Origin of the sequence: Paremcibacter congregatus (assembly GCF_006385135.1) — a bacterium.
In the GTDB taxonomy this organism is placed as follows: Bacteria; Pseudomonadota; Alphaproteobacteria; order Sphingomonadales; family Emcibacteraceae; genus Paremcibacter; species Paremcibacter congregatus.
Map to the genome: position 1 here is coordinate 2,354,494 of NZ_CP041025.1, position 23,228 is coordinate 2,377,721.

A 23,228-nucleotide genomic window follows, 5' to 3' on the forward strand; every position below is an offset into this window, starting at 1 on the left:
TTACCTTGCCTAATATAACTTGTCCAGCCTGGAGGGCGGCTCTATGCGCTCTTCTCCAGGATGGCCACAAAAAATCCATCAGTACCGTGGGAATACGGCGACAGCGCCAAACATTCCGGCAGTGTGGATAAACTCTTTAATTCAGGAGCCCCTTCTCCCTGATCAATGCTTCTGTAAGACACGAGTTTCGCGTCCTTCTGTTCAGCCAGAAATGTCTCTATCTGGTGTTCGTTTTCATCGACGAACAGAGAACAGGTCATATAGATCATGCGTCCGCCGGGCTTGACAAACCCCCACCCCTCGGTCAGTAAATTCTTCTGAATCCGACAATATTGGGTAAGTTTCTCTTCTGTCAGCCGCCACTTGGATTCCGGATTCCGACGCCAGACCCCGCTGCCGCTGCAGGGAACATCAAGCATCACCCGATCCATCCTGGCTTCATGTTCCGCCAGAATGCTTTTACGCTTGCCCCCTGCGGTATCAATCAAATGCGCCTGCAGAATACGGGCATCGGCCCGCTTGGCGCGGGGCTTCAGATCCTTCAAACGATATTTGTTATTGTCAAAAGCATAAATCTGCCCCTTGTTATCCATCAGGGCCGCAGCAGCCAACGTCTTACCCCCCGCCCCGGCACAAAGGTCCATCACCTGCTGACCCGGCTTGATATCTGCCAGCCTGACGGCAAGCTGCGCCGCCTCATCCTGAACCTCAATCAACCCGTCCTGATAAATTTCCCAGGCGTCAATACGTGGATTTTCATCGAGAATAAGAGCGGTATCTGCCCACTTTCCTTTTTCAAAGGCAAGGCCTTCGGATTTCAGAAACGCTTCAACCTTATCCCCCTCGCCCTTACCTGCATTAACCCGTAATTCAAACGGCGCCCGCCCGTTTAACCGGGCGAGTTCATCTGAAAAATTATCGCCGAAACGCATCTTGAGACGGTCTTCCAGCCACAGAGGATAATTCAGGTCATGATGCGGCAATTTTTCATGCGCCTCTAACACGAACGCCCGTTCTTCATCGCTCAACACATCCGGCGCATGGTCCGCCCCGTTAAACAATGCCTCAAGGCTTTCACTATCCTGGGTCTCTGACAGGTTGAGCAACAACATGCGACGCATGTCTCCGGCCGCCTGCTCACAAAGATATCCCCAGTTCCGGATCACCTGATACACCAGCGCCGTGACAGCCCGGCGATCGCGGGAACCGGCATAACGCCGGGTGCGGAAATATTTACGGATCAGCACATCGGCCGACGCCCCGTCTGCGGACAGGCTGTCGGCCACCTGTTCCAATATGTCGAGGGCGGCCTGTATGCGGGCGGGTTCAATCATGTTAATGCCTTATGAGGAAGGATAATTCGGCGATTCCCGGGTAATCGCCACATCATGGACATGACTCTCCCGCAGTCCCGCCGTGGAAATTTTGACAAATTCGGCCCGTTTATGGAAATCCTGAATGGTCGCACTGCCGGTATAGCCCATAGACGCCCGGACACCACCAACCAGTTGATGGATCATGCTGGCCACTTCGCCTTTAAACGGCACCTGTCCTTCGATGCCTTCCGGCACCAGCTTCAGGTTATCCGTCACTTCTTCCTGGAAGTAACGGTCCGCAGACCCCCGCGCCATTGCCCCAAGAGACCCCATACCACGATACGCCTTATAGGACCGGCCTTTATACAGGAAAACTTCACCGGGAGACTCAGCCGTTCCGGCCAGCAGGGAACCGATCATGACAGAGCTTGCGCCCGCCGCAATCGCCTTGGCAATATCCCCAGATGTCTTCAGGCCGCCGTCGGCAATTATCGGCACGCCGGCTTTTTGCGCCACATCGACAGAATCCATAATGGCAGTCAACTGGGGTACCCCGACGCCTGCGATAATGCGTGTGGTACAGATAGATCCCGGCCCGATACCGATTTTCACGGCATCTGCCCCCGCATCAATCAAAGCCTTGGTACCCGCGCCTGTCGCGACATTGCCGCCAACGATCTGCACATCGCCATATTGTTTCTTAATTTTCGCAATCGCCTCAAGCACCCCTTTGGAATGGCCATGCGCCGTATCAACCACCAGCATATCAACGCCGGCATCGACCAGAGCCTCGGCCCGGGCAAAACCATCGGCCCCAACGGATGTCGCCGCGGCGACCCGCAACCGACCATCACTATCTTTACTGGCATTAGGGTGCAGACGGGCCTTTTCGATATCCTTCACCGTGATCAGGCCAATACAACTGTAGGCGTCATCCACCACCAGCACCTTTTCAATACGATGCTTATGCAGAAGCATTTTAGCTTCTTCCATGCTGACGCCGGCTTTGACCGTCACCAGATTTTCACTGGTCATCAGTTCCCGGACAGGCTGTCGCATGTTTGTGGCAAACCGCACATCACGGTTGGTGATAATTCCGACCAGGCGGCGGGTTTGCGGCTCCACCACGGGAATGCCGGAAATTTTCTGGCTGATCATCAGATCCAGAGCTTCGGACAGGGTCTGGTCCGGATGGATGGTCAGTGGATCGATCACCATGCCGGATTCGAATTTCTTGACCTTGCGGACTTCCGCAGCCTGTTCTGCGATAGAATAATTCTTGTGAATAACCCCGATACCGCCCATTTGCGCCATGGCGATGGCCATAGGTGATTCCGTCACCGTATCCATAGCGGCTGAAATCATTGGAATGGTAAGGTGAATTTTCTTCGTGACATGGGTGCTGACATCGACCTGACCCGGCAGGACATTCGACTCCTGTGGCACAAGTAAGACATCATCAAAAGTAAGGGCTTCACGGATATTCATTTCGACTCCTAATTAGGTAAGGCAAAAAAAAATATCCCGCTGTGGTATAAAAATTACAACATCATCAGGAAAGTTTTCTGCAGATAGCAGCTATTGGCATAAAGGTCAAAAAGAAAGCGTCAAAAAAGACGATTTTCTATTCCTCCACTTTATTCTGCGGACTTTTAAATCCCTGAGCCACCAAGTAGGTTTCTGCAGACTCGGGCCGGCTCGCCGGCGGCTTGTAATGACGTACCGTTTTAAAACACTGTTTCAGTTCTTTTAAAAGCTCCTGATCGGCACCGCCCCGGAAAACCTTGGCCACAAATACCCCGTTTGGCCCCAATGTCTTTTTGGCAAAATCAAAGGCCACTTCCACCAGCGCCAGAGTGCGAATATGATCGGTCTGCTGATGTCCTGTGGTCGCTGCCGCCATATCACTCATCACCAGATCAACCGGGCCGTCCAGAAGCCCAAGCAGTTCCCGTTCCGCCTCGTCAGTGGTAAAATCCATCTGCAGGAAGGTCGCCCCTTCAATCGGCACAATTTCCAGAAGATCAATACCGACCACCTTGGCCTTCTTGCCTTTTTTCTTCAACGCCACCTGGGTCCATCCGCCCGGCGCCGCGCCCAGATCCACCACAGATTTTGCATGTTTCAACAAACCGAACTTTTCGTCAAGTTCCGTCAGTTTATAAGCCGAACGCGCCCGATAGCCGTCCCGGTTCGCCGCATCAACATAAGGATCGTTCAATTGACGCTGCAACCAGCGTACAGAAGAAATCTTGCGCCCGCGCGATGTTTTGACACGGAACTTTTCCCCCCGGGTCAGGCCACGAGGGTCGGTTTTACGTTCTTTACCGGTTCCGGTCAATTTTGGTCTTTTAATCACGTGATACTTCCTAAGCGCGCCGGGTTTATCGGCACACCTTATTTCTTCGCCGCCTTGCTATTGCGGTTTCGGTTAGGCCGGTTCCGGCGGCGATTGTTTTTCTTGCGGCGGGGCGTTGTCGTTTCCATCATGTCCAGCAACATGCCCTCGCGAATGCCGCGGTCCGCAACCCGTATATCACGGATCGGCCATAAATCCATAATGGATTCCAGAATGGCGCAGCCTGCGACCACAAGATCGGCCCGGTCCTTGCCAATACTCTTCAGCGCCACCCGGGCGTCATAGTCGAGCCCCGACATCTGCTGACACAGCGCCTGTATTTCAGCGGCCTTGACCTTGGTGCCATCAACCTTGTTGCGGTCATAGGTTTCCAGCCCGAGTTGCATACTGGTCAACGTCGTGATCGTCCCGGATGTCCCCAGCAGTTGCACCCGACCTTCACCGACCTCTGCCGCCATATTGTTTTTGGCTTCAAAGGGCAGAATAACATCAAGGATACTTTGTCTCATCTCCGCATAATGATCGGCTGAAATCGCGTCCTTGGTGCCATACTTCTCCGACAGGTTCACCACCCCGAACGGAATCGACGTCCAATCAAGGATTTCCGGCATGCCGTTCTTATGCACCTTGACCCAAATCAGTTCCGTACTGCCACCGCCAATATCAAAGACGATCGCCCGCGGTGTGTTACGGTCCAGTAGAGCCTTGCAGCCCATCACCGCGAACCGCGCCTCTTCCATGGGGTCGATGATATCAAGCTTGATGCGAACCTCTTTTTCCACCCGCTCGACGAAGGCATCACAATTCAGGGCTTCCCGGCAAGCCTGGGTCGCCACATTGCGCATGTGGGTTACGCCACGGCGTTTGATCTTGGCAACGCAAATGTCGAGAGCCGCGATGGTGCGGTCAATTGCGGCTTCGGACAAAGTTCCATTCTGTCCCAATCCTTCCCCGAGACGCACAATCCGTGAGAAACTGTCAATAACCTTGAACCCGCCCTCGGTTTGCTGCGCCACCAGAAGACGGCAATTGTTGGTGCCCAAGTCAATCGCACTATAGATATGATTGGAAATCGGTTTTTGAAATTGCGGATTGCGATTAGAATTATTTTTTCTATTCGGACGCGCCTGACGCACGGCCGGCCTGTTTTTGCCGCCATCCGGTTTTTCAGGCGCAGTTCCGGCCGCCGAACCCCCATTATGGTTCCGCGTCGCCTTGTTTTCTGGACTCGACACGGAACCCGTATCAGACTGTGACGTTTTTTTCTTTCGCCTCCGGTCCGGTCGATTGTTAATTTCTGTATTCATTACAGGCAAAATACTCTTAAATTTTACCGGATCCTCCTGGATAAGGTAATTTATCACTTTTTATATAATGCCTCGAGGGCCAGTACCAACCAAAAAACCAAAAATATTTCTGGACCTCATAAAAAAAATCATTATATAGGGCACATCAAATGCTCAAGCGCATCTGATCCGGAGTAGTTTAATGGTAGAACTATGGACTCTGACTCCATCAGTAGTGGTTCGAATCCACTCTCCGGATCCAATTCTCCACAAATCAGACCAACAAAGTGGTCCCACACCTTTCATTACCCTCATCCAGACTGTCGGTGATACCACAGTACCGTGTTCTCTTTTCGGTTTTATACCTCTCCTTTTTTCCCCGGATATATTTTCCTCCTGTAAACCTTTCCGTATTATACTGTTAAGTATTTCCCCCTGATGTGATAACCTCATCTGGGGTAATGAGCAGAGTATCTTTCCGGGAATTCTAAAGTGAAGTTTTTTCTGATTATCATCCTGTCGCTAACAACGCTCGCAGCTCACCTCCCTGCAAGCAGTGCTGCCGCCAAAGTCGTGCGCATGATTTCTTCCGACTGGCCCCCCTATTCAGGATCAGATCTACCTGAGCAGGGTGCAACCATCAAAGTGGTGCGGGCGGCGTTTGCCAAAATGGGATACCACTTGATTGTCGAGCACCACCCCTGGGAACGGGCGATTAGCATATCCCGGCATAATCCGGAATATATTGGCATTCTGCCCATCGCATATTCAAAAAAACGCGAGAAAACATGTATTTTCTCTCAACCTGTCGGCGCCAATATGCCCACTCTGGCCTATCATCGCGATGACCCTGTGGAGTGGGACAAACTCACCGACCTGAAAGGCATTCCTATTGGTACCGTCAGAGGGTATTTGAATTCAGTGGAATTTGACCGCCTGGCGGCAGAAAATATCCTTACAGTACGCCCGGTCGCAACTGACAATATCAATCTCCGGAAATTGGCGGCCCACCGTCTCCGTCTGGCCGTGGTTGATCTTCATGTTCTGCATTACCTTTTGGAGACTGATCCTGATCTTGTGGAAGAACGAAAGAAAGATAAAAAAGCCCTCCCCCTTCTCATACCTTCAAAAATTATTGAAAAGTCGGATCTTTTTATTTGTTTCAGCAGGTCCAGAAAAGGCAAGAGAATGAATGCTCTTTTCTCAAAGGGGCTAAGCAAAATTGACCCAGAAAAAATATTTTCCCGTTATATGAATGACCTTAAAATAGCACGCGATCAAGATCACCTTATTTCAGGGCCGGGCAAGCCATAAAAAAGGCCCTCATCACTGAGAGCCTTTTTCTTGCGATGGAACACTTTATTCCGATGCGGTTGCTTCGTGAGGCTCAAGCGCCTCCTCCAGCGCCACTTCTTCTTTAGAGACCATATATTTATTCATCACCGCCGCGCCAACAGAATCGCCCCAGACGTTCACGGTGGTGCGGAAACGGTCAAGGAACCAGTCAACGGACAGCAGAATGCCAATACCTTCGGCCGGAAGCCCAACGGCGCCCAGCACAATCAGCATGGTCACGGTCCCGGCCTGCGGAATACCGGCCGCCCCGATCGCCGCCAATGTCGCCGTCACCACGATCAGGATCTGCGCGCCAATACCAAGGTCGATGCCATACATTTGGGCGATAAACATCGCGGCAATCGCTTCATAAAGCGCGGTACCGTTCATATTCACCGTACTACCCAATGGCAAAACAAAGCGCACAGATCGTTCACTCAAGCCATGTTCATGCGCGCATTCCATCGTCAGCGGCAATGTCGCCGAGGAACTGGCCGTACCGAATGCCGTCAGCAAAGCCCGGGCCATATCCTTGACAAAGCCTACACCACGACCAGACATGGTCATCATGATCAAGAAAAGCACAACAGAATGGACCGCTAATGCAATCAAGACAGTGGCAACATATTTGCCAATCCCATAAATGGTTGCCAGGAAAGCCTCGCCGCCGCCCGCTTCGCCCAGAGATGTTGCCACCAAAGCGAAGACGCCGATTGGCGCGAAATACATGATCCAGCCGACGATTTTCATCATGGCGTCATTCAGGCCTTCGAAAAAGTCGATCACTTTCCCGCCGGCCGTGCCAACTGTGGTCACCGCAGCCCCGAAAATCACGGCAAAGAACACCAGCGGCAATAACTGCAGATCAACCGCCGACTTCACCAGATTGGGCGAAATCAGACTAAGCAGGATGTCGCTGAATGTCATGCCGCTATTGCTTTCGGCTTTCGCCTGCCCTGCCTGCAAGGCCTCTGCACTCATTTCAACACCAACGCCCGGCTGAATCAGATTTACCAGCACCAGACCAATGATAATCGCAATCACGGTGGTGGAGAGATAATAGAGCATGGTCAGACCACCCGGCCGGCCAAGCTTGCGGATATCACCCAGAGACGCAACGCCTGAAATCACCGCCGCCAAGATCAATGGCACGATGGTCATTTTCAACGCATTGAGGAACAAAGTCCCCATCCATTTGATCACCAGAACATCTTCCCCGAAGAACCAGCCTGCCCCAAGGCCCGCGACCATTCCGACCACGATTAAATATAACACTATCATTGAATGCTTATGCGACATGTCGTCTTCCCTTTTTATACATTCTTACTCTTTAAATTGACGGCGCCCCAAACCGGCGTTCGTCCTCTGTCTATTTTCTTAAGACGATTCCCAAATGATAATTGGAACTTTTAATTTTTGTCCTTAAATTTATTAATAGCACTGTAACGGCTTTTTTTGTAAAAGGAACGCAGACTATAACAGGCCATGATGAGAGTTCAATGTATTACCTGATCGATAATTATGACAGCTTTACCTATAATTTATTCCATTACATGGGCGAGATTGGCGCAAATGTTGAAGTCTTCCGTAATGACGCCATCAGCGTGGATCAGATCCTGGCCGACTATAAGGCAGGAAAAATCAAAGGCGTTATTCTGTCTCCCGGACCCTGCACCCCAAATGAAGCCGGCATCTGCCTCGATCTGATCGAAAAAGCGGCAGGCTCATTACCAATTCTTGGCGTCTGTCTTGGCCACCAGTCCATCGGCCAGGTCTATGGCGGCAAAGTCATCCGCGCGCCTTATCTGATGCATGGTAAAGTCAGCGATATTTATCACCAGCAGAAAAGCATTTTTGCCGGATTCGACAGCCCGTTTCGCGCCACCCGCTATCATTCGCTTATTGTCGAGAAGGAAAGCCTGCCGGACTGTCTGGAGATAACTGCAGAAACAGAAGACGGTCTGATCATGGGCCTGTCCCATAAAAGCCACCCGGTGCATGGGGTTCAATTCCATCCCGAAAGCATCGAATCCCAGAATGGCCACGCCTTGCTGCAAAACTTCATCGACATAGCAACAGAGTTTAACGCCCCATGAGCCCTGATTTCAAAACGATCATCGACCGGATTGCCCGCGGAGAAAGCTTAAGCCAACAAGACGCCCGCAATGCCTTTAATTATATGATGAGCGGCGACGCCACCGGCGCCCAGATTGGCGCCTTCCTCATGGGGCTGCGCCTGCGCGGTGAAACCATCGATGAAATCATCGGGGCAACCCAGGCCGTCCGCGCCAAGGCCCATACCATTAAAGCTCCCGCCGACGCCATTGACCCTTGCGGCACCGGCGGCGATGGCAGTCACACTTATAATATCTCCACGGCCGCCGCGATCGTGCTTGCGGCTTGCGGCGTTACCGTCGCCAAGCATGGCAATCGGGCGATTTCCTCCAAATCCGGGTCAGCCGATGTGCTGGAAACCCTTGGTATCAATATCGACGCCGATATGGAAAATGTCGAACGCAGCATAGCGGAAATCGGTATTGGCTTTATGATGGCCACCCGTCACCATAGCGCCATGCGTCACGTGGGCCCGTCCCGCACCTCGCTCGGCACCCGCACCATATTCAACCTTCTCGGCCCGCTGGCCAATCCCGCCAAGACCAAATTTCAGGTCATTGGCGTTTTTGATAAAAAATGGACCGCCCCGCTGGCGGAGGTGCTCGGCAGACTCGGATCCGAACGTGTCTGGGTTGTACATGGCGCTGATGGCCTTGACGAATTGAGCATTTCCGGCCCCTCCTATGTCAGCGAATTTTATCAGGGCAAGGTCACCAGTTTTGAAGTAAATCCTGAAGAAGTCGGCTTAAGCCTTTCTCCAATATCAGAAATTCAAGGCGGAGATTCGGAATATAACGCAGCAGCCCTGCGTCGGATGCTGGCCGGTGAAAAGAATGCGTTCCGCGACATCACCCTGCTCAATTGTGCCGCATCTCTGGTGGTTGTCGGAAAGGTTCCTGATCTCGCCGCAGGGGTGAAACTCGCCGCTGAGGCCATTGACGGCGGCGCGGCGACTGCGAAACTTGATCAGTGGGTTATGCTGTCCAACGAGGAGACGGTCGATGAGTAATATTCTCGAAAGAATTGCCGCCGACAAACGCCTGCATGTCACCGATTGCAAGGCGCGGATGCCACTAAGCGACCTCATGCAGGCGGCAAAAGCGGCCTCCGCTCCCCGTGGATTTTATCAAAGCTTACAAAAAGCACAGGCCGATGGGCGCTATGGTCTGATCACCGAAATCAAGAAAGCCAGCCCGAGCAAAGGCTTGATCCGGGAAGATTTTAACCCGCCCCTGTTGGCCCGGGCCTATGAAGAAGGTGGATCAAGCTGCCTGTCAGTCCTCACCGACGTGCCATATTTTCAGGGCGATGACAGTTATCTGATCGCCGCCCGCGAGGCGGTGTCCCTGCCCGTATTGCGCAAGGATTTTATGATTGATCCCTATCAGGTCATCGAAGCCCGCGCCATGGGGGCCGATTGCATCCTGTTGATCATGGCGATGCTCGATGACACGCTGGCCCGGGACCTGGAGCAGACCGCCGTCGACTATGGCCTCGACGTCCTGATCGAAACCCATGACGAAGTGGAAATGGAGCGCGCTCTCAAGCTCAAAAGCCCGATGATCGGCGTAAACAACCGTAATCTGAAGACTTTTGAGGTATCGCTTGATGTGACCCTGAGGCTCGCCGAAATGGTCGGGCCGGAACGGCTGTTGATCAGTGAAAGCGGTATATTTACACCTGAAGACATGGCGATGCTGAAAGAGAAAGTCGGCGTCACCAGCTTTCTGATCGGCGAATCCCTGATGCGACAGGATAATGTCGCCCAGGCCACCCGCACCCTGATTGGAGAATGATATGACAAAACTCACCCATCTTGATGATCAGGGCAAGGCGCAAATGGTCGATGTGTCCCTGAAAGCCGAAACCCATCGCCGCGCCGACGCCCGGGGCCGGATTTACATGGCGCCGGCAACTCTGGCTCTGATTGAAGAAGGCGGTGTCAAGAAAGGCGATGTCTTTTCTGTCGCCCGCCTCGCCGGCATCATGGCCGCCAAAAAAACCGCCGACCTGATCCCCTTGTGCCACCCGCTACCGCTACAGAACATCCAGGTGGAGTTGAGCTGCAATACGGCCGAAAGCTGTGTCGATATTTTCGCGACCGCCAATCTTTATGGTCGCACCGGCATCGAGATGGAGGCCCTGAGCGCCGTCAGTATCGCCGCCCTCGCCATTTATGACATGTGCAAGGCCGTGGATCGTGGCATGCGGATTTCCGATGTGCGCCTGACCCATAAATCCGGTGGCAAGTCAGGTGAATTTAACGCCGACTGACCCCTCCCTTACAAAAAGGAGCCCCCATGACCCTCATGCCGGTAGAACAGGCCCTGCATCTCATATCACAAGCTTTCACCCCCCTTGGGTCAGAAATCATCCCTCTGGATCAGGCCCTGGGCCGCACCACGGCCATAGATCATCAGGCCGCCCTCACCCAGCCGCCCTTTGATGCATCCGCCATGGATGGTTACGCCGTGCGGGCGGAAGACCTGAAAGACGGTCCAACCGAGCTAAAGCTGATTGGAGAAGCCCCGGCAGGACAACATTTTACGGGCACTGTCATCGCAGGCACGGCAGTACGCATTTTCACCGGCGGTCCTGTTCCTGCAGGCGCCGACACCGTAATCATGCAGGAAAACACCACCCGACCGGATGACCATTGTATCCGCATCACGGTTCCGGCAGAAAAAGGCCGAAACATTCGTCCGGCGGGCAATGATTTTTCCCACGGCCAAATCCTGGTGAAACAGGGAACTGTTCTCACCGCCCGGCATATCGGCATGATGGCTGCTGCGAATATCGCCCACCCTAGCGTTACCATTAAACCACGCATCGCCTTGCTGTCCACCGGTGATGAACTGGTCCAGGTCGGCGAAACCCCGGGACCGGGTCAGATCATCAACAGCAACAACCTGCTCCTGAGTACTCTGATCTCTGAAAATGGCGGTATCGCAGTCGATCTTGGCATTGCCCGGGATAACCGCACGGCACTGGAAGACAGGATAGCCTTGCTCGACAAACAGCAGGATATTGATCTTTTCATCACCATAGGCGGCGCCTCGGTGGGAGATCACGACCTGGTGCAGGACGTTCTTGGTCAACATGGTCTGAAAGTCAACTTCTGGAAGCTTGCCATTCGCCCGGGAAAACCAATGATCTTCGGCCACTTCAAAAACTGCCCCATGATCGGACTGCCGGGGAATCCGGCCTCGGCCTATGTCTGTGCGGTGAATTTTCTGGTGCCGGCCCTGCATATCATGCTCGGACGACAAAATACCGGCGCCCCGATATCCATAGCCCGGTTGGCCCACGACCTGCCTGAAAATGGCGCACGTCAGGATTATATGCGGGCGCATTTTACCGAGGATGACACCGGCGCCAAAATCGTCACTGCCCTGCCGCGTCAGGACAGCGCCAAGCTTAGCAGCCTCGCTCTGGCCAATTGTCTGCTGATCCGCCCCCCGCATGCGACCGCGGCAAAATCAGGAACATCTGTGTCCATTCTACACTTGACAAAAGAATAAAAAAAGAACATAACAAATACATATGAAGATTATTCAGTCGGGAGCCAAGATATGTTGACCAAAAAGCAACGGGATCTGTTGTTGTTTATCCATAAAAAATTGCAGGAAAATGGCGTTGCTCCGTCTTTTGACGAAATGAAAGATGCTCTCAATCTCAAATCCAAGTCCGGTATTCACCGCCTGATCGGCGCACTGGAAGAACGCAACTTTATCCGGCGCCTGCCCAACCGGGCCCGGGCTCTCGAAATTCTCCGCCTGCCCGAAGATACCGACACGGCCAATGTCGACAGTGGCCCCGCAGCAGATAACCTGTTCAAACCCGACTTTGGCAAGGCCACAGAAGTGGTATCCGATCCCAACAGCATTGATATTCCCCTTCACGGCAAGATTGCCGCCGGGACCCCGATCGAAGCCCTCGAACAATTTGAGAATATTCCCATTCCAGCCCATATGGTCGGCAGCGGCAGCCATTACGCCCTTGAAATCGACGGTGACTCCATGATTGAGGCCGGCATTCTCGATGGTGACACCATTGTCGTTCAACGCTGTGATACAGCGGAAAACGGCGCCATTGTCGTTGCCCTGATTGATGAAGAAGAAGCCACGTTAAAAACCTTGTACCGCAAAGGACCTGATGTGGCCCTGGAACCGTCCAACCGCACCTATGAAACCCAGACCTATCCGGCAAACCGGGTCCGAATCCAGGGACGCCTGGTGGGCCTTCTGCGGCGATACTAAGCCCCCTTATGCAGTAATTATTTTCGTTAACTCCTTATTTCCACCGACTCCAGGGGCGATCCCCCCGGACCCCAGCCACGGTCTTCACGGTAATCCAGTCACCGCTTTTTTCCGGCAGCCACAGAGCATGCCCGCCCTTATGATAGAAATCCCACCTGTCAATCACCAGCTTCGCTGACGGGCAATAGATATCGACCGGCACCAGACTGATCACCACCTGGGCGTTGCGACAATCTTCCGACAAGGCCCGCTCATCCTTGACCAGCGCGATCAATGTATCCCGGCTCTTATGATCCGGCCGATACAAACAGCTCAGACGGTCGCAGGCAAGCCACTTGTCTTCTGGATATGTAGTATCCTCATACTGCCATTTTTCCGCGTCTTCCTGACCCGCCCTCTGGGCCCAACGTTCCCGGACCATCCGCCCGGCCCGCAAACTGGATAACTCCAAATCCGCTGCCGCATTGCGAACCCCGATCAGTTTACCTTTATTATCGATCAGAATATCCGGCTGCTGTGTGAAAAACGACGCCGTGACACCAAGAGCCATCCCCAGAAGACCAAAATAACGCCACCTCAACCGCCAGATTCCAAACCATAATGCCCCCAGCGCAATCACCACAACAGGTCCCAACGCCATGGACGGCACCAGACGATATGACCCCGGCGCATGAGAAACATATCCGGCAATGCCCATAATCGCCTCCAGACCATACGACATGGGATAAAGCGCAATTTCGCCAAGGCCAAAGGGAGCCAAAAGCAAATAGGCCACAACCCAGGGCATCACCCAGAAGGCCATAATCGGCATCGCCAGCAAATTTGACAACAAGCCATATTGCACCAACTTGTTAAAATGAAACAAAGCAAACGGTGCAATCGCCATTTCTGCCACCAAAGTGGTAAATAAACTGGCAGCAATATACAGCATCAGTTTATGCCCCCATCCCTGATTTTTATGGATCGTTAAATAGCCGCCCATATTTTCATAAGCCACCACCAACGCCACCACGGCGGCAAAAGACATCTGGAAGCTTACCGAGAGTAAAGCCTGCGGGCTCATGACCAGAATAACCATTGCCGCAATGGCAACCAGCCGCAGTGAAATCGCTCTCCGGTCTGCCACTATGCCTAAAAACAGAATCGCCGCCATGATAAAGGCCCGTACTGTCGGAATCCCCCCGCCGCTCAGAGTGACATAAACCAGACCGGCACCAATGGCGATCACCGCCGCGATTTTTTTTACCGGATAACGCAATGTGAGATACTCTGACCGGGTGAGTAAAAAACGGGCAAAAAAGAATGCCGCCCCACACAATAAGCCCATATGAAGACCCGATATGGCCAGCAGATGAGCCAAGCCGGAATTGCGCATATTGTCGGCAACCTCCTTCGAGATGCCATCCCGCTGTCCAGTGATCAGCGCCGCCGCCAGCCCCCCGACGTCTCCCGGTAAACTGCGCCGGATATTGCCCGCCATAGTCTGTCTTATCCCACGCATTGATATCAGCCGTGCGGGCGCTTTTTCCATAATCTCCGGTGATGTAACCCCGTAACCAACCGCACCGATGCCCTGAAACCAGATCTGGCGCGCATAATCAAAATCACCCGGCATGGTTGGTGGCGGGGGTGGCAATAACCCGGCCTTTATTCTGATCCGGTCACCTGGCGTGGGTACGGCATCATATTTATTCACCTTAATCCGCAGTTTGTCGAGAGTTGGCCCGCGTTTAATCTCCGGTTGCCTGATCACCACGTGCATCTTGCCGCTACGATACTGGCTTACTTTCTCAACAGTACCAATGATCATTCTCGGCGAGAGTGGTTTTTCAAGTACCGGTGTCGCCAGTTGCCAGCTTTTCAGCCCCCCTGTGGCGAATCCTGCCGCCATCAGGGTGACGACAATAAGCAGCAACCGCAACAGAAAAATCCGCCATACCAAGCCTGTAAATATAATCAACCCCAGACATCCATACAGCGCCAACGAAAGCGCAGGCTCCGTCGCCAGGGAAAAGTACCATCCGATGCCAAAGCTGAAAAAAATCGGCGCCCACAGCAGCAAACGCTCCTGCTCCTGAAAGAACACGTCTTCCATTTGCAAGACCTTCACCGTCAGATGGCCTGTGCTTATATGTCCCAGATATAATGCGATACGCCGGTCCCCTTGTAAAAAGTCGCCCTATTTTACGCGGCATTTTTCTTTCATATATAAAATATATTCTCTTTTTTTTAGTTATTTTAGCATAACAGGCTTCCATTTTTCGTATTATTTTGCTAAAAAGCACCCAGCTAAAGGACATATGGGCCTTTAATCAAAAAATTTAGTATCTTCCTGCGCGGTCAATGGCATGCTCCCATGTCGTATGTCCGCTCAATATTGACTGTGGAACATTAAGCAGAATGACGAAGAAAGTAATCACACGCTTCGCCCCGTCTCCTACGGGATTTTTACATATCGGCGGTGCCCGTACGGCCCTCTTTAACTGGCTGTTTGCAAAGCATCACGGCGGCGAGTTTCACCTGCGGATTGAAGACACGGATCGCAAGCGCCTGACCGAAGGCGCCGTGGAAGCCATCCACGAGGGCATGGCCTGGCTCGGCCTGTCCCATGACGGTGATGTCATCAGCCAATTTGAACAGCGGGATCGTCACGTCGAAGTTGCGCAAAAACTTCTGGCCGAAGGCAAGGCCTATTACTGTTATTGTTCCCCGGAAGAATTGACGGAAATGCGTGAGAAAGCCCGCGCAGAAGGCAAGCCCATCGGCTATGATGGCCGCTGGCGTGACCGGGATCCGTCTGAAGCCCCCGAAGGCATCAAGCCTGTTGTACGCTTTAAATCCCCGAACGAAGGCCAAACCGTTATTCACGACAAGGTTCAGGGCACCGTTACCGTTGAGAATACCCAACTGGATGATATGATCCTGTTGCGCGCCGATGGCTCTCCGACTTACATGCTGTCGGTGGTGGTTGATGACCATGATATGGGCGTTACCCATGTAATTCGTGGGGATGACCATCTGACCAATGCCGCACGTCAGGCTCAATTGATTGAAGCCATCGGATGGGATCTGCCGGTTTATGCCCATATCCCGTTAATTCACGGGCCCGACGGCGCCAAATTGTCAAAACGCCACGGCGCTCTTGGCGTTGAAGCCTATCGCGACATGGGATACCTGCCCAGCGCTCTTAAAAATTATCTGGTCCGCCTTGGCTGGGCTCATGGCGATGACGAAATTTTCTCCGAACAGCAGGCCATTGAATGGTTCAGCCTGGAAGGGATCGGCAAATCCCCGTCACGGTTTGATTTCGTTAAGCTGGAAAACCTCAATGGTTATTACATCCGCGAGGCGGCCTCTAATGAGACCTTGGTTGAAATATGCCGGCCCTTGATTGAGAAAAATCTGGGACGGCCGCTTACAGATGATGAGGCTGCTTTACTGGTTCCCGCCATGGATGAATTCAAACCCCGGGCCAAAAACCTTAATGATCTGGCGGAAAGCACCCTGTTTCTGTTTGCAGAACGTCCGCTGACCATGATCCCGAAAGCGGAAAAAATTCTGACAGAAGATGCCAAACAAATCCTGACCAAGGCCATCGCGGTTCTCGATCAGGCGGCGGCCTGGGACATCGAAAGCCTGGAAGCCGATATCAAGGCGTTTGCCGAAAATCAGGACCTGAAACTGGGAAAAGTCGCCCAACCGCTCAGGGCAGCCTTGACCGGAAGCAATGTTTCGCCCGGAATTTTCGATATATTGGTCTGGCTCGGGAAAACAGAAAGTCTGGCTCGGTTAAAAGATCAAGCCGCCTAATTTCGCATAAGAAAGCGAAATATTAATAATTGGTAATATATAGGTAACTTAATTGACCTGAATATTACATATAACATGTTATCAGCAGACATATCATGCCTGCTGGTCTTAATACGGAAGCGCATAATTACAATCCATAACGCGACTTCCCAAGTTCAAACGAGAAAGGATGTGGGTTTATGACGAAGAATGTATTTGATAAAACATTATCAGAAGAGAAGGCAACACTGACCATCGGAGGTAAGTCAATTGAACTTCCCATTTATTCAGGCTCCATAGGGCCAGATGTCATCGACATCCGAAAGTTATATGCCACCACCGGGAAATTCACTTATGATCCCGGCTTTACTTCTACCGCCAGCTGCGAATCCAGCATCACCTATATTGACGGTGATGAAGGCACCCTGCTCTATCGCGGTTACCCTATTGATCAATTGGCAGAAAAAAGTGACTTTATGGAAGTTGCCTATCTGCTGTTGAACGGTGACCTGCCGACAGCCGAGGAAAAAACCGATTTCAGCAACACCATCACCTATCACACCATGGTTCATGATCAGATGAATTCCCTGTTTAAGGGGTTCCGTCGTGATGCGCATCCCATGGCGATTATGGTTGGTGTTGTTGGCGCCATGTCCGCCTTTTATCATGACAGCCTGGATATCAATGATCCGTTGCAGCGGAAAATAGCCTCTCACCGTATGATCGCGAAAATCCCGACCATCGCGGCTATGGCCTATAAATATTCTGTCGGACAGCCATTTGTTTATCCACGCAATGACATGACCTATGCGGAAAACTTCCTGCATATGACATTTGGCGTTCCCCAGTGTGAAGAATATCATGTCAGCCCGATACTGGCCAACGCCATGGACAAGATCTTCATTCTCCATGCTGACCATGAACAGAATGCATCCACCTCCACGGTGCGCTTGGCCGGCTCCTCTGGCGCCAATCCTTTTGCCTGTATTGCAGCCGGTATCGCCTCTCTCTGGGGCCCAGCACATGGCGGCGCCAACGAAGCCTGCCTGAACATGCTGGAAGAAATCGGTACAGTAGACCGTATTCCGGAATATATCGCCAAAGCCAAAGATAAAAATGATCCTTTCCGTCTGATGGGTTTTGGTCACCGGGTCTATAAAAACTTTGATCCACGCGCCAAGGTTCTGGCTCAATCCGCCAAGGAAGTGCTCGACGAACTCGGCGTCAATGACCCGATGCTGGACGTTGCCCGTGAACTGGAGCGTATTGCCCTTGAAGACCCTTATTTCATTGAGAAGAAGCTCTATCCGAATGTGGACTTCTATTCCGGTATCATTCTGAAAGCCATGGGCTTCCCGACAGAGATGTTCACCGTGCTGTTTGCTCTGGCGCGGACAACCGGCTGGATTTCACAGTGGGGTGAAATGATCGAGGACCCGACCCAGAAAATCGGCCGTCCCCGTCAGCTGTTTACCGGCGACAAAAAACGCGATTATGTCGAGGTTGAAAACAGATAAGTCTCGCACCACACCAGATAAAAAAAGCCCGGACGATTTGTCCGGGCTTTTTACATTCTGGCAGATGCTTTTTTTAGCGTTCGATAAATTCAATCATATAACCGTCAGGATCCCGCACAAAGGCAATCACAGTCGTACCGTGCTTCATGGGCCCCGGTTTGCGTGGGACCTCTATCCCTTGCGCTTCCAGTGCCTCACAAACACTGTAAATATCCTGCACCCCGATTGCAATATGACCAAAGGCGTCGCCGAGGTCATAAGCTTCGGTCCGGTCCCAATTATGGGTCAGTTCCAGAACCGTATGATCGCTTTCCGCCCCGTATCCAAGGAAGGCCAGCGTGAAGCGACCTTCAGGATGCTCTGTTCTCCGCAATAATGTCATACCAAGATGCGTACAGTAGAAGTCCATGGACTTTTCAAGGTCCCGCACCCGCAGCATGGTATGGAGTAATCGGTTTCCTTTGGTCATAAAAATACCTATTCTATTCGTCTGCGATCATCGCCGTATAGGTTGCTTCCGCCACGACCTTACCATTAACCTTGCCTTCTGCGGTGAAGCGCCAAACCGGGCCCCGATTGCGGTCTTTCCTGATATGCAGCTCGAGACGGTCACCCGGCACAACCGGTTTGCGAAATTTCGCACCATCAATGGACATAAAGTAAACCAGTTTCTTACCCGCCTCGTCTTTCAGGGAATACATGACCAGTGCCGCGGCTGTCTGCGCCATCGCTTCCACGATCAAAACGCCGGGCATGACAGGTTTCCCTGGGAAATGCCCTTGAAAGAACTCCTCATTCATCGTAACGCATTTAATGCCGACGGCAGCCTCCGCAGGTTCAATTTCGGTCAACTGGTCAATCAACAGCATCGGATATCTATGGGGAATAAGCTCCATAATTTCTTCAACGCCGATTGCGGCCAGATCTTTGGTTATTTCTTCCGACATATGTGCTCTTCCGCCCTTCGTAAATAATTATCTTCATCAGGATCATGCCCCTGATCATCATACAGGCAACCTTACTGCATGCTGCCGCGAATTAGAATGAAAAAATCCCCGCAGGGGATCATTCTATCCAAACGTAAAAAACCCCGCCTAAAGCGGGGCTTTTCGCAAAATCTGTTTATTACTGTGCCGCTGATGCCGGCGCTGTCGGCAGAACAACCTTAACAGTTGGCAAGACCTGGTCCAGCTGCTCAATCACAGCTGTTGTCACGTCAAGACCAGTCGCCTTTTCAATGACAAGACTGACGTCCATGATCATGGTGGCTTTATGGTCTTTCAGGACTTTCTGCAAAATCGGCTTCAGGGCCCGTTGCAACTCGTTCTGTGCATTGGTCAGAGCTGTTTCCAGCTGTTGATTCTTAAGCTGCACTTCCCGTTGTACGGTCACGACTTTATTTTGAAAGTCCCGCAACTTGGCATCATAGGATTCTTTCGGCAAAATCGACCGCTGAGTTTTCAACGTCGCTTCTTCCGCTTTCAGAACATTTTCCTGCTCGGCTATTTCAGCCTGAAATTTTTTGCGAATGGTGTCCAGCTGCGCCTGGATATCCTGACCAGCAGCAGATTTAAACCGCACCATACGGCTATCAATTACAGCAATAACAGCTTGTGGCAAAGCCTCGGCTGCGATCGCATTCCCCATATTTGTTGTGAATGTCGCTGCGGTAACGATAGCCGCCATCACTGTGTTTCTTATTATCTGTTTCATATTAAAATCTTGTTCCGATGTTAAATTGGAAGAATTCAGTTTTATCAAACTCGTTTGACATTATTGCCTTTGCAAAGTCAACCCTAAATGGCCCGAAAGGGGACATCCATGTAAAGCCGACACCTGCTGACACGCGTGGCGTCATCGTATCGCCAACAACCGTATGGGTCAACCCAGTAGTGTTAACGAGAGTATTGGGCAGATCAACATTGAACAAGGCGCCGGCATCAACGAAGGCGCTTGCCTCAATCCCAAGTTCACGCGCACCGGACCCCAAAGGAATATAAAGTTCCAAAGTACCTTTGTAGAAAACATTGCCCCCCAACGCATCACGAGTCACGTCATCCCGTGGCCCGATACCGGCCTGTTCAAAGCCGCGGATGCGTGGATTACCTAGGAAAAATCGGTCATTAATACGCACATCCCGGCCTAAACCCATGATATGTCCCCCTTCGGCTTTTACCCCGAAGATCCAGCGCCCGTAGACCGGAACAAAGTAGTTATAGGTTGCCTGAGAACGCAGATATTTCACATTTCCGCCAATACCGGCAAAGTCCTGATTGAACACGATATTCTGGCCACGGTTTGGCTTCTGACGATTATCCAGGGTGTTATAAGAAATACCATACCCGACAGAAGATGTGACGAACGTTCCGATATTGGTGGTCACGAATGGGCTGCGGGTTGCTCCCAACAAGCTCGTTGGAATATCAATTTTATCCCGACGCAGGTTATAACGGCTGCTCATCACAATATATTCGGTCAGTGGAAAAGCCGTCCGGAGTCCCATGCCAAGAGAGACTTCTTCATAGTTGGCTTCCCGGAAACTGTTGTCCCGGAAATAGACATCAACTCCGGCCACGACCTGACGTCCCATCAGATAAGGCTCGGTAAAGCCAATATCCACTTCCTTGCGGCGTCCGGAAATTCTGGTTCCCAGACGCAGATCCTGCCCGCGCCCCAGAAGGTTTCTTTCCCGAATGCTGAAATCAAACAACAGGTTTTCCTGACTGGAATAACCGGCCCCGACCGACAGTTCCCCTGTCGCCTGTTCTTCGACTGTCACTTCAAGAATGGTTTTGTCGTTTGTGGAACCTTCGACCTGATTGATTTCAACTTCCTTAAAGAAGCCCAGTCCCTTGATGCGGATTTCAGAGCGTTTCATTTTGGAAGAGTTATAGGAATCTCCTTCAATCAGACGCATTTCGCGCCGAATGACCCGGTCATGGGTGCGGACATTACCGTTGATCTGCACCCGTTCGACATAGACACGCGGCGCCTTATTGACAATATAGGTAATATTCACCGCTTTATTTTCGCGGTCTCGACTGATCCGGGGCCGAACATTGACGAAGGCATAGCCCTTCAGGCCCGCCACATCCGTCAAATATTCCACCGTCTGGTCAATCAGTTCAGAATTATACAATTTCCCTTTGCGGGTAAAGACCAGAAGTTGAAGCACCTCCGATTTCAGGTCCGGGATCTGGCTTTCGACCTTGATTTCACCAAAGTGATACAGCTCCCCTTCTTCAACCGTCATGTTGATAAAGAAGTCTTCTTTATTCGGCGCCAGTTCCGTCACCGCCGATGTAATACGGAAATCTGCATAGCCTTGCGAACGATAAAAATCGCGCAACAGCTGCTTGTCGTAAGCCGTTCTGTCCGCATCATAAGTGTCATCAGACGTCAAAAACCGCCACCAACGGCTTTCCCGTGAGCGAATAACCGCCCGCAGGTCATCGTTGTTGTAGATTTTATTGCCCATGAAATTGATCTTGCCGATGCTGCTTTTCGGGCCTTCTGTCACTTCGAACACCAGGTTAACCCGGTTTTGGTCCAGTTGAATGACTTTCGGCTCTACACTGGCTGCGAAACGCCCCCCTTTACGGTAAACGTCGAGAATGCGCGATACATCGGCCCGGACTTTAGAGCGGGAAAACACAATCCGGGGACGTAGCTGAATTTCTTCATACAGCTTGTCGTCTTTCTTATATTTATTACCTTCGAAAACAATCCGGTTAATGATGGGGTTTTCCGCAACTTCAATCACCAACGTTTGACCCGACCGGCCAATTTTAACGTCGGAGAAGAGACCTGTGTTAAACAGGGATTTCAGAGAGCGATCCACCTGTTTCTCATCATACAGATCGCCCTTGCGGACAAAAATATAGGATTTAACCGTCTCAACCTCGATGCGCTGGTTTCCCTGAACCAGAATATCGGAGATAACATCTTGATTGCCATAGGACGATTGCTGAGCAAGCACCGTCCCCGTGCCAACGACAGAAATTCCAAAAGAGGAAACAATCCAAAAAGACCCAACAATACAACTTTTAAATATGCGATTTATCACAGAAACAATATCCTGTTATTTTTTTGTTTTTTTAGAATAGATAGCATGTACTACCAATTAAATTTCAATATGTCGTTGAACGTAGCCACCATCATTAACCCAAGAACAAGCACTAATCCAATACGAAATCCAAATTCTTGCGTTCTTTCACTTAATTTTCGCCCTAAAGCAGCTTCAAAGCCGTAATAAAGCAGATGTCCACCGTCCAGTAGCGGTATCGGGAACAGATTAATCATGCCCAGACTGATCGAAATCAGCGCCATAACCTGTATCCAGTAATGTATGCCCCGCCGCGCCGCTTCCGCGGTCACCTGAGATATTCCGACCGGACCACTCAGTTCCTTTACAGAACGGGTTCCCACGATCATCTGGCGGATCCCCCGTAACGACTGCTTTACAATCGTTCCTGTGTGCAAGACCCCGGCCCACACCGCAGAGCCAACCGTATGCTCTATAAATATTCTTTCTTCCGAATTCTGCACCCCGATCTGATAGGCTTTCAGAGGCTTGCCATTAGGATCGAGTTGAACTTCTCCTTCCCGTGTAATGATCTCTTCCTGAGGGACCACCGTCACTGTTACCTCTTGACCATTGCGCAGTACGGTAATATCCAGGCCTTCGCCCGCGCTATATAAAACCTGCAGCACCAGGTCCTGAAAGCTGTAAATCTCGTCCCCGTCTACCGCGATAATTTTGTCACCGATTTGCAATCCCGCTTCCGCAGCCGGTTTTCCTTCGACCAGATTAGACACAATCGCAGCCCGTTCCGTCTGGCCATATAGATAAAACAATGTGGCTAGAATAAGGATCGCAAAGATAAAATTGGCGAGCGGACCCGCAAAGACGATTGCGGCTCTTTGGTATAACTTTTTGAAATGAAAAGATTCTTTCTTTTCCTTATCACTCATTTTATCAAGATCACTGTCCGGCGTGCTCGCTGCACTGGCGTCGCCGAAGAATTTGACATATCCCCCCAGCGGGACGGCGCTTACCTTCCAGCGGGTGCCATTCTTATCATTCCGCCCCCATATTTCCGGTCCAAAACCGATGGAAAAGACTTCAACCCGTACGCCATTCATACGCGCCACAATATAGTGGCCCCATTCATGGACAAAAACCAGAATGGTCAGCATCCCCAAAAAGGAAGTGGCATAAATTACAGCATTGAGCAGAGCGTCCATCATAT

The 23,228-nt window shown here is 51.6% G+C and carries 20 protein-coding genes and 1 tRNA gene; 10 read left to right on the forward strand and 11 right to left on the reverse strand.

Annotated elements, in window-relative coordinates:
• Positions 1-41 precede the first annotated feature (41 nt).
• The 4 genes from FIV45_RS10655 to FIV45_RS10670 form a co-directional block, all read right to left on the reverse strand.
• Positions 42-1,334 (reverse strand): RsmB/NOP family class I SAM-dependent RNA methyltransferase, encoded by a 1,293-nt coding sequence (locus FIV45_RS10655; RefSeq protein ID WP_099472253.1) that lies wholly within the window; start codon positions 1,332-1,334, stop codon positions 42-44.
• A gap of 9 nt (positions 1,335-1,343) precedes the next feature.
• Positions 1,344-2,804 (reverse strand): IMP dehydrogenase, encoded by a 1,461-nt coding sequence (gene guaB / locus FIV45_RS10660; RefSeq protein WP_099472252.1) that lies wholly within the window; start codon positions 2,802-2,804, stop codon positions 1,344-1,346.
• Between the two features lie 136 nt (positions 2,805-2,940).
• Positions 2,941-3,615: an RlmE family RNA methyltransferase gene (locus FIV45_RS10665; protein WP_099472326.1), complete on the reverse strand. Its 675-nt coding sequence runs from the start codon at positions 3,613-3,615 to the stop codon at positions 2,941-2,943.
• A 98-nt stretch (positions 3,616-3,713) separates the two neighbouring features.
• On the reverse strand, positions 3,714-4,982 hold the full coding sequence (locus FIV45_RS10670; RefSeq protein WP_099472251.1) for a Ppx/GppA phosphatase family protein: 1,269 nt from the start codon (positions 4,980-4,982) through the stop codon (positions 3,714-3,716).
• Positions 4,983-5,149: 167 nt separating this feature from the next.
• On the opposite strand from FIV45_RS10670, the gene FIV45_RS10675 reads away from it, so the two are divergent.
• Both FIV45_RS10675 and FIV45_RS10680 read left to right on the forward strand, forming a co-directional pair.
• A tRNA-Gln gene (locus FIV45_RS10675) sits at positions 5,150-5,223 on the forward strand.
• Positions 5,224-5,453: 230 nt separating this feature from the next.
• Entirely contained in the window at positions 5,454-6,275 is an 822-nt protein-coding gene (locus FIV45_RS10680; protein ID WP_099472250.1) for a substrate-binding periplasmic protein, read from the forward strand.
• Between the two features lie 45 nt (positions 6,276-6,320).
• On the opposite strand, the gene FIV45_RS10685 is transcribed toward FIV45_RS10680, so the two are convergent.
• Complete coding sequence (locus FIV45_RS10685) at positions 6,321-7,595, reverse strand: dicarboxylate/amino acid:cation symporter (protein WP_099472249.1); 1,275 nt, start codon at positions 7,593-7,595, stop codon at positions 6,321-6,323.
• A gap of 200 nt (positions 7,596-7,795) precedes the next feature.
• On the opposite strand from FIV45_RS10685, the gene FIV45_RS10690 reads away from it, so the two are divergent.
• Genes FIV45_RS10690 through lexA form a run of 6 tightly spaced genes read left to right on the forward strand, consistent with a single transcriptional unit; the run spans position 7,796 to position 12,670 of the window.
• Positions 7,796-8,392, forward strand: coding sequence for an anthranilate synthase component II (locus FIV45_RS10690; protein WP_099472248.1), 597 nt, complete (start codon positions 7,796-7,798; stop codon positions 8,390-8,392).
• A complete protein-coding gene (gene trpD, locus FIV45_RS10695; protein WP_099472247.1) occupies positions 8,389-9,420 on the forward strand; it encodes an anthranilate phosphoribosyltransferase in 1,032 nt (343 codons plus the stop codon). The genes FIV45_RS10690 and trpD overlap by 4 nt, the downstream gene beginning before the upstream one ends.
• Positions 9,413-10,207 (forward strand): indole-3-glycerol phosphate synthase TrpC, encoded by a 795-nt coding sequence (gene trpC, locus FIV45_RS10700; protein ID WP_099472246.1) that lies wholly within the window; start codon positions 9,413-9,415, stop codon positions 10,205-10,207. The genes trpD and trpC overlap by 8 nt, the downstream gene beginning before the upstream one ends.
• A 1-nt stretch (position 10,208) precedes the next feature.
• On the forward strand, positions 10,209-10,685 hold the full coding sequence (gene moaC / locus FIV45_RS10705) for a cyclic pyranopterin monophosphate synthase MoaC (protein WP_099472245.1): 477 nt from the start codon (positions 10,209-10,211) through the stop codon (positions 10,683-10,685).
• A 26-nt stretch (positions 10,686-10,711) separates the two neighbouring features.
• Positions 10,712-11,932, forward strand: coding sequence for a molybdopterin molybdotransferase MoeA (locus FIV45_RS10710; protein ID WP_099472244.1), 1,221 nt, complete (start codon positions 10,712-10,714; stop codon positions 11,930-11,932).
• Between the two features lie 51 nt (positions 11,933-11,983).
• Entirely contained in the window at positions 11,984-12,670 is a 687-nt protein-coding gene (gene lexA, locus FIV45_RS10715; RefSeq protein ID WP_099472243.1) for a transcriptional repressor LexA, read from the forward strand.
• 34 nt (positions 12,671-12,704) lie between these two features.
• On the opposite strand, the gene FIV45_RS10720 is transcribed toward lexA, so the two are convergent.
• Entirely contained in the window at positions 12,705-14,765 is a 2,061-nt protein-coding gene (locus tag FIV45_RS10720) for a ComEC/Rec2 family competence protein (RefSeq protein ID WP_099472242.1), read from the reverse strand.
• A gap of 305 nt (positions 14,766-15,070) precedes the next feature.
• On the opposite strand from FIV45_RS10720, the gene gltX reads away from it, so the two are divergent.
• A complete protein-coding gene (gltX, locus tag FIV45_RS10725; protein WP_099472241.1) occupies positions 15,071-16,480 on the forward strand; it encodes a glutamate--tRNA ligase in 1,410 nt (469 codons plus the stop codon).
• 179 nt (positions 16,481-16,659) lie between these two features.
• Positions 16,660-17,976, forward strand: coding sequence for a citrate synthase (gltA, locus tag FIV45_RS10730; protein ID WP_099472240.1), 1,317 nt, complete (start codon positions 16,660-16,662; stop codon positions 17,974-17,976).
• A gap of 73 nt (positions 17,977-18,049) precedes the next feature.
• Here the strand turns inward: gltA and gloA are convergent, their stop codons facing one another.
• From gloA to rseP, 5 genes are all read right to left on the reverse strand, one after another.
• Positions 18,050-18,445: a lactoylglutathione lyase gene (gloA, locus tag FIV45_RS10735; protein WP_099472239.1), complete on the reverse strand. Its 396-nt coding sequence runs from the start codon at positions 18,443-18,445 to the stop codon at positions 18,050-18,052.
• Positions 18,446-18,458: 13 nt separating this feature from the next.
• On the reverse strand, positions 18,459-18,923 hold the full coding sequence (gene fabZ, locus FIV45_RS10740; protein WP_099472238.1) for a 3-hydroxyacyl-ACP dehydratase FabZ: 465 nt from the start codon (positions 18,921-18,923) through the stop codon (positions 18,459-18,461).
• A gap of 178 nt (positions 18,924-19,101) precedes the next feature.
• Positions 19,102-19,689 (reverse strand): OmpH/Skp family outer membrane protein, encoded by a 588-nt coding sequence (locus FIV45_RS10745; protein WP_099472237.1) that lies wholly within the window; start codon positions 19,687-19,689, stop codon positions 19,102-19,104.
• A gap of 1 nt (position 19,690) precedes the next feature.
• A complete protein-coding gene (gene bamA / locus FIV45_RS10750; protein WP_165776975.1) occupies positions 19,691-22,042 on the reverse strand; it encodes an outer membrane protein assembly factor BamA in 2,352 nt (783 codons plus the stop codon).
• A gap of 50 nt (positions 22,043-22,092) precedes the next feature.
• Positions 22,093-23,226 carry an RIP metalloprotease RseP gene (gene rseP, locus FIV45_RS10755; RefSeq protein WP_204602139.1) on the reverse strand — a complete coding sequence of 378 codons (1,134 nt, stop codon included), beginning with the start codon at positions 23,224-23,226 and terminating at the stop codon, positions 22,093-22,095.
• Positions 23,227-23,228: the final 2 nt, after the last annotated feature.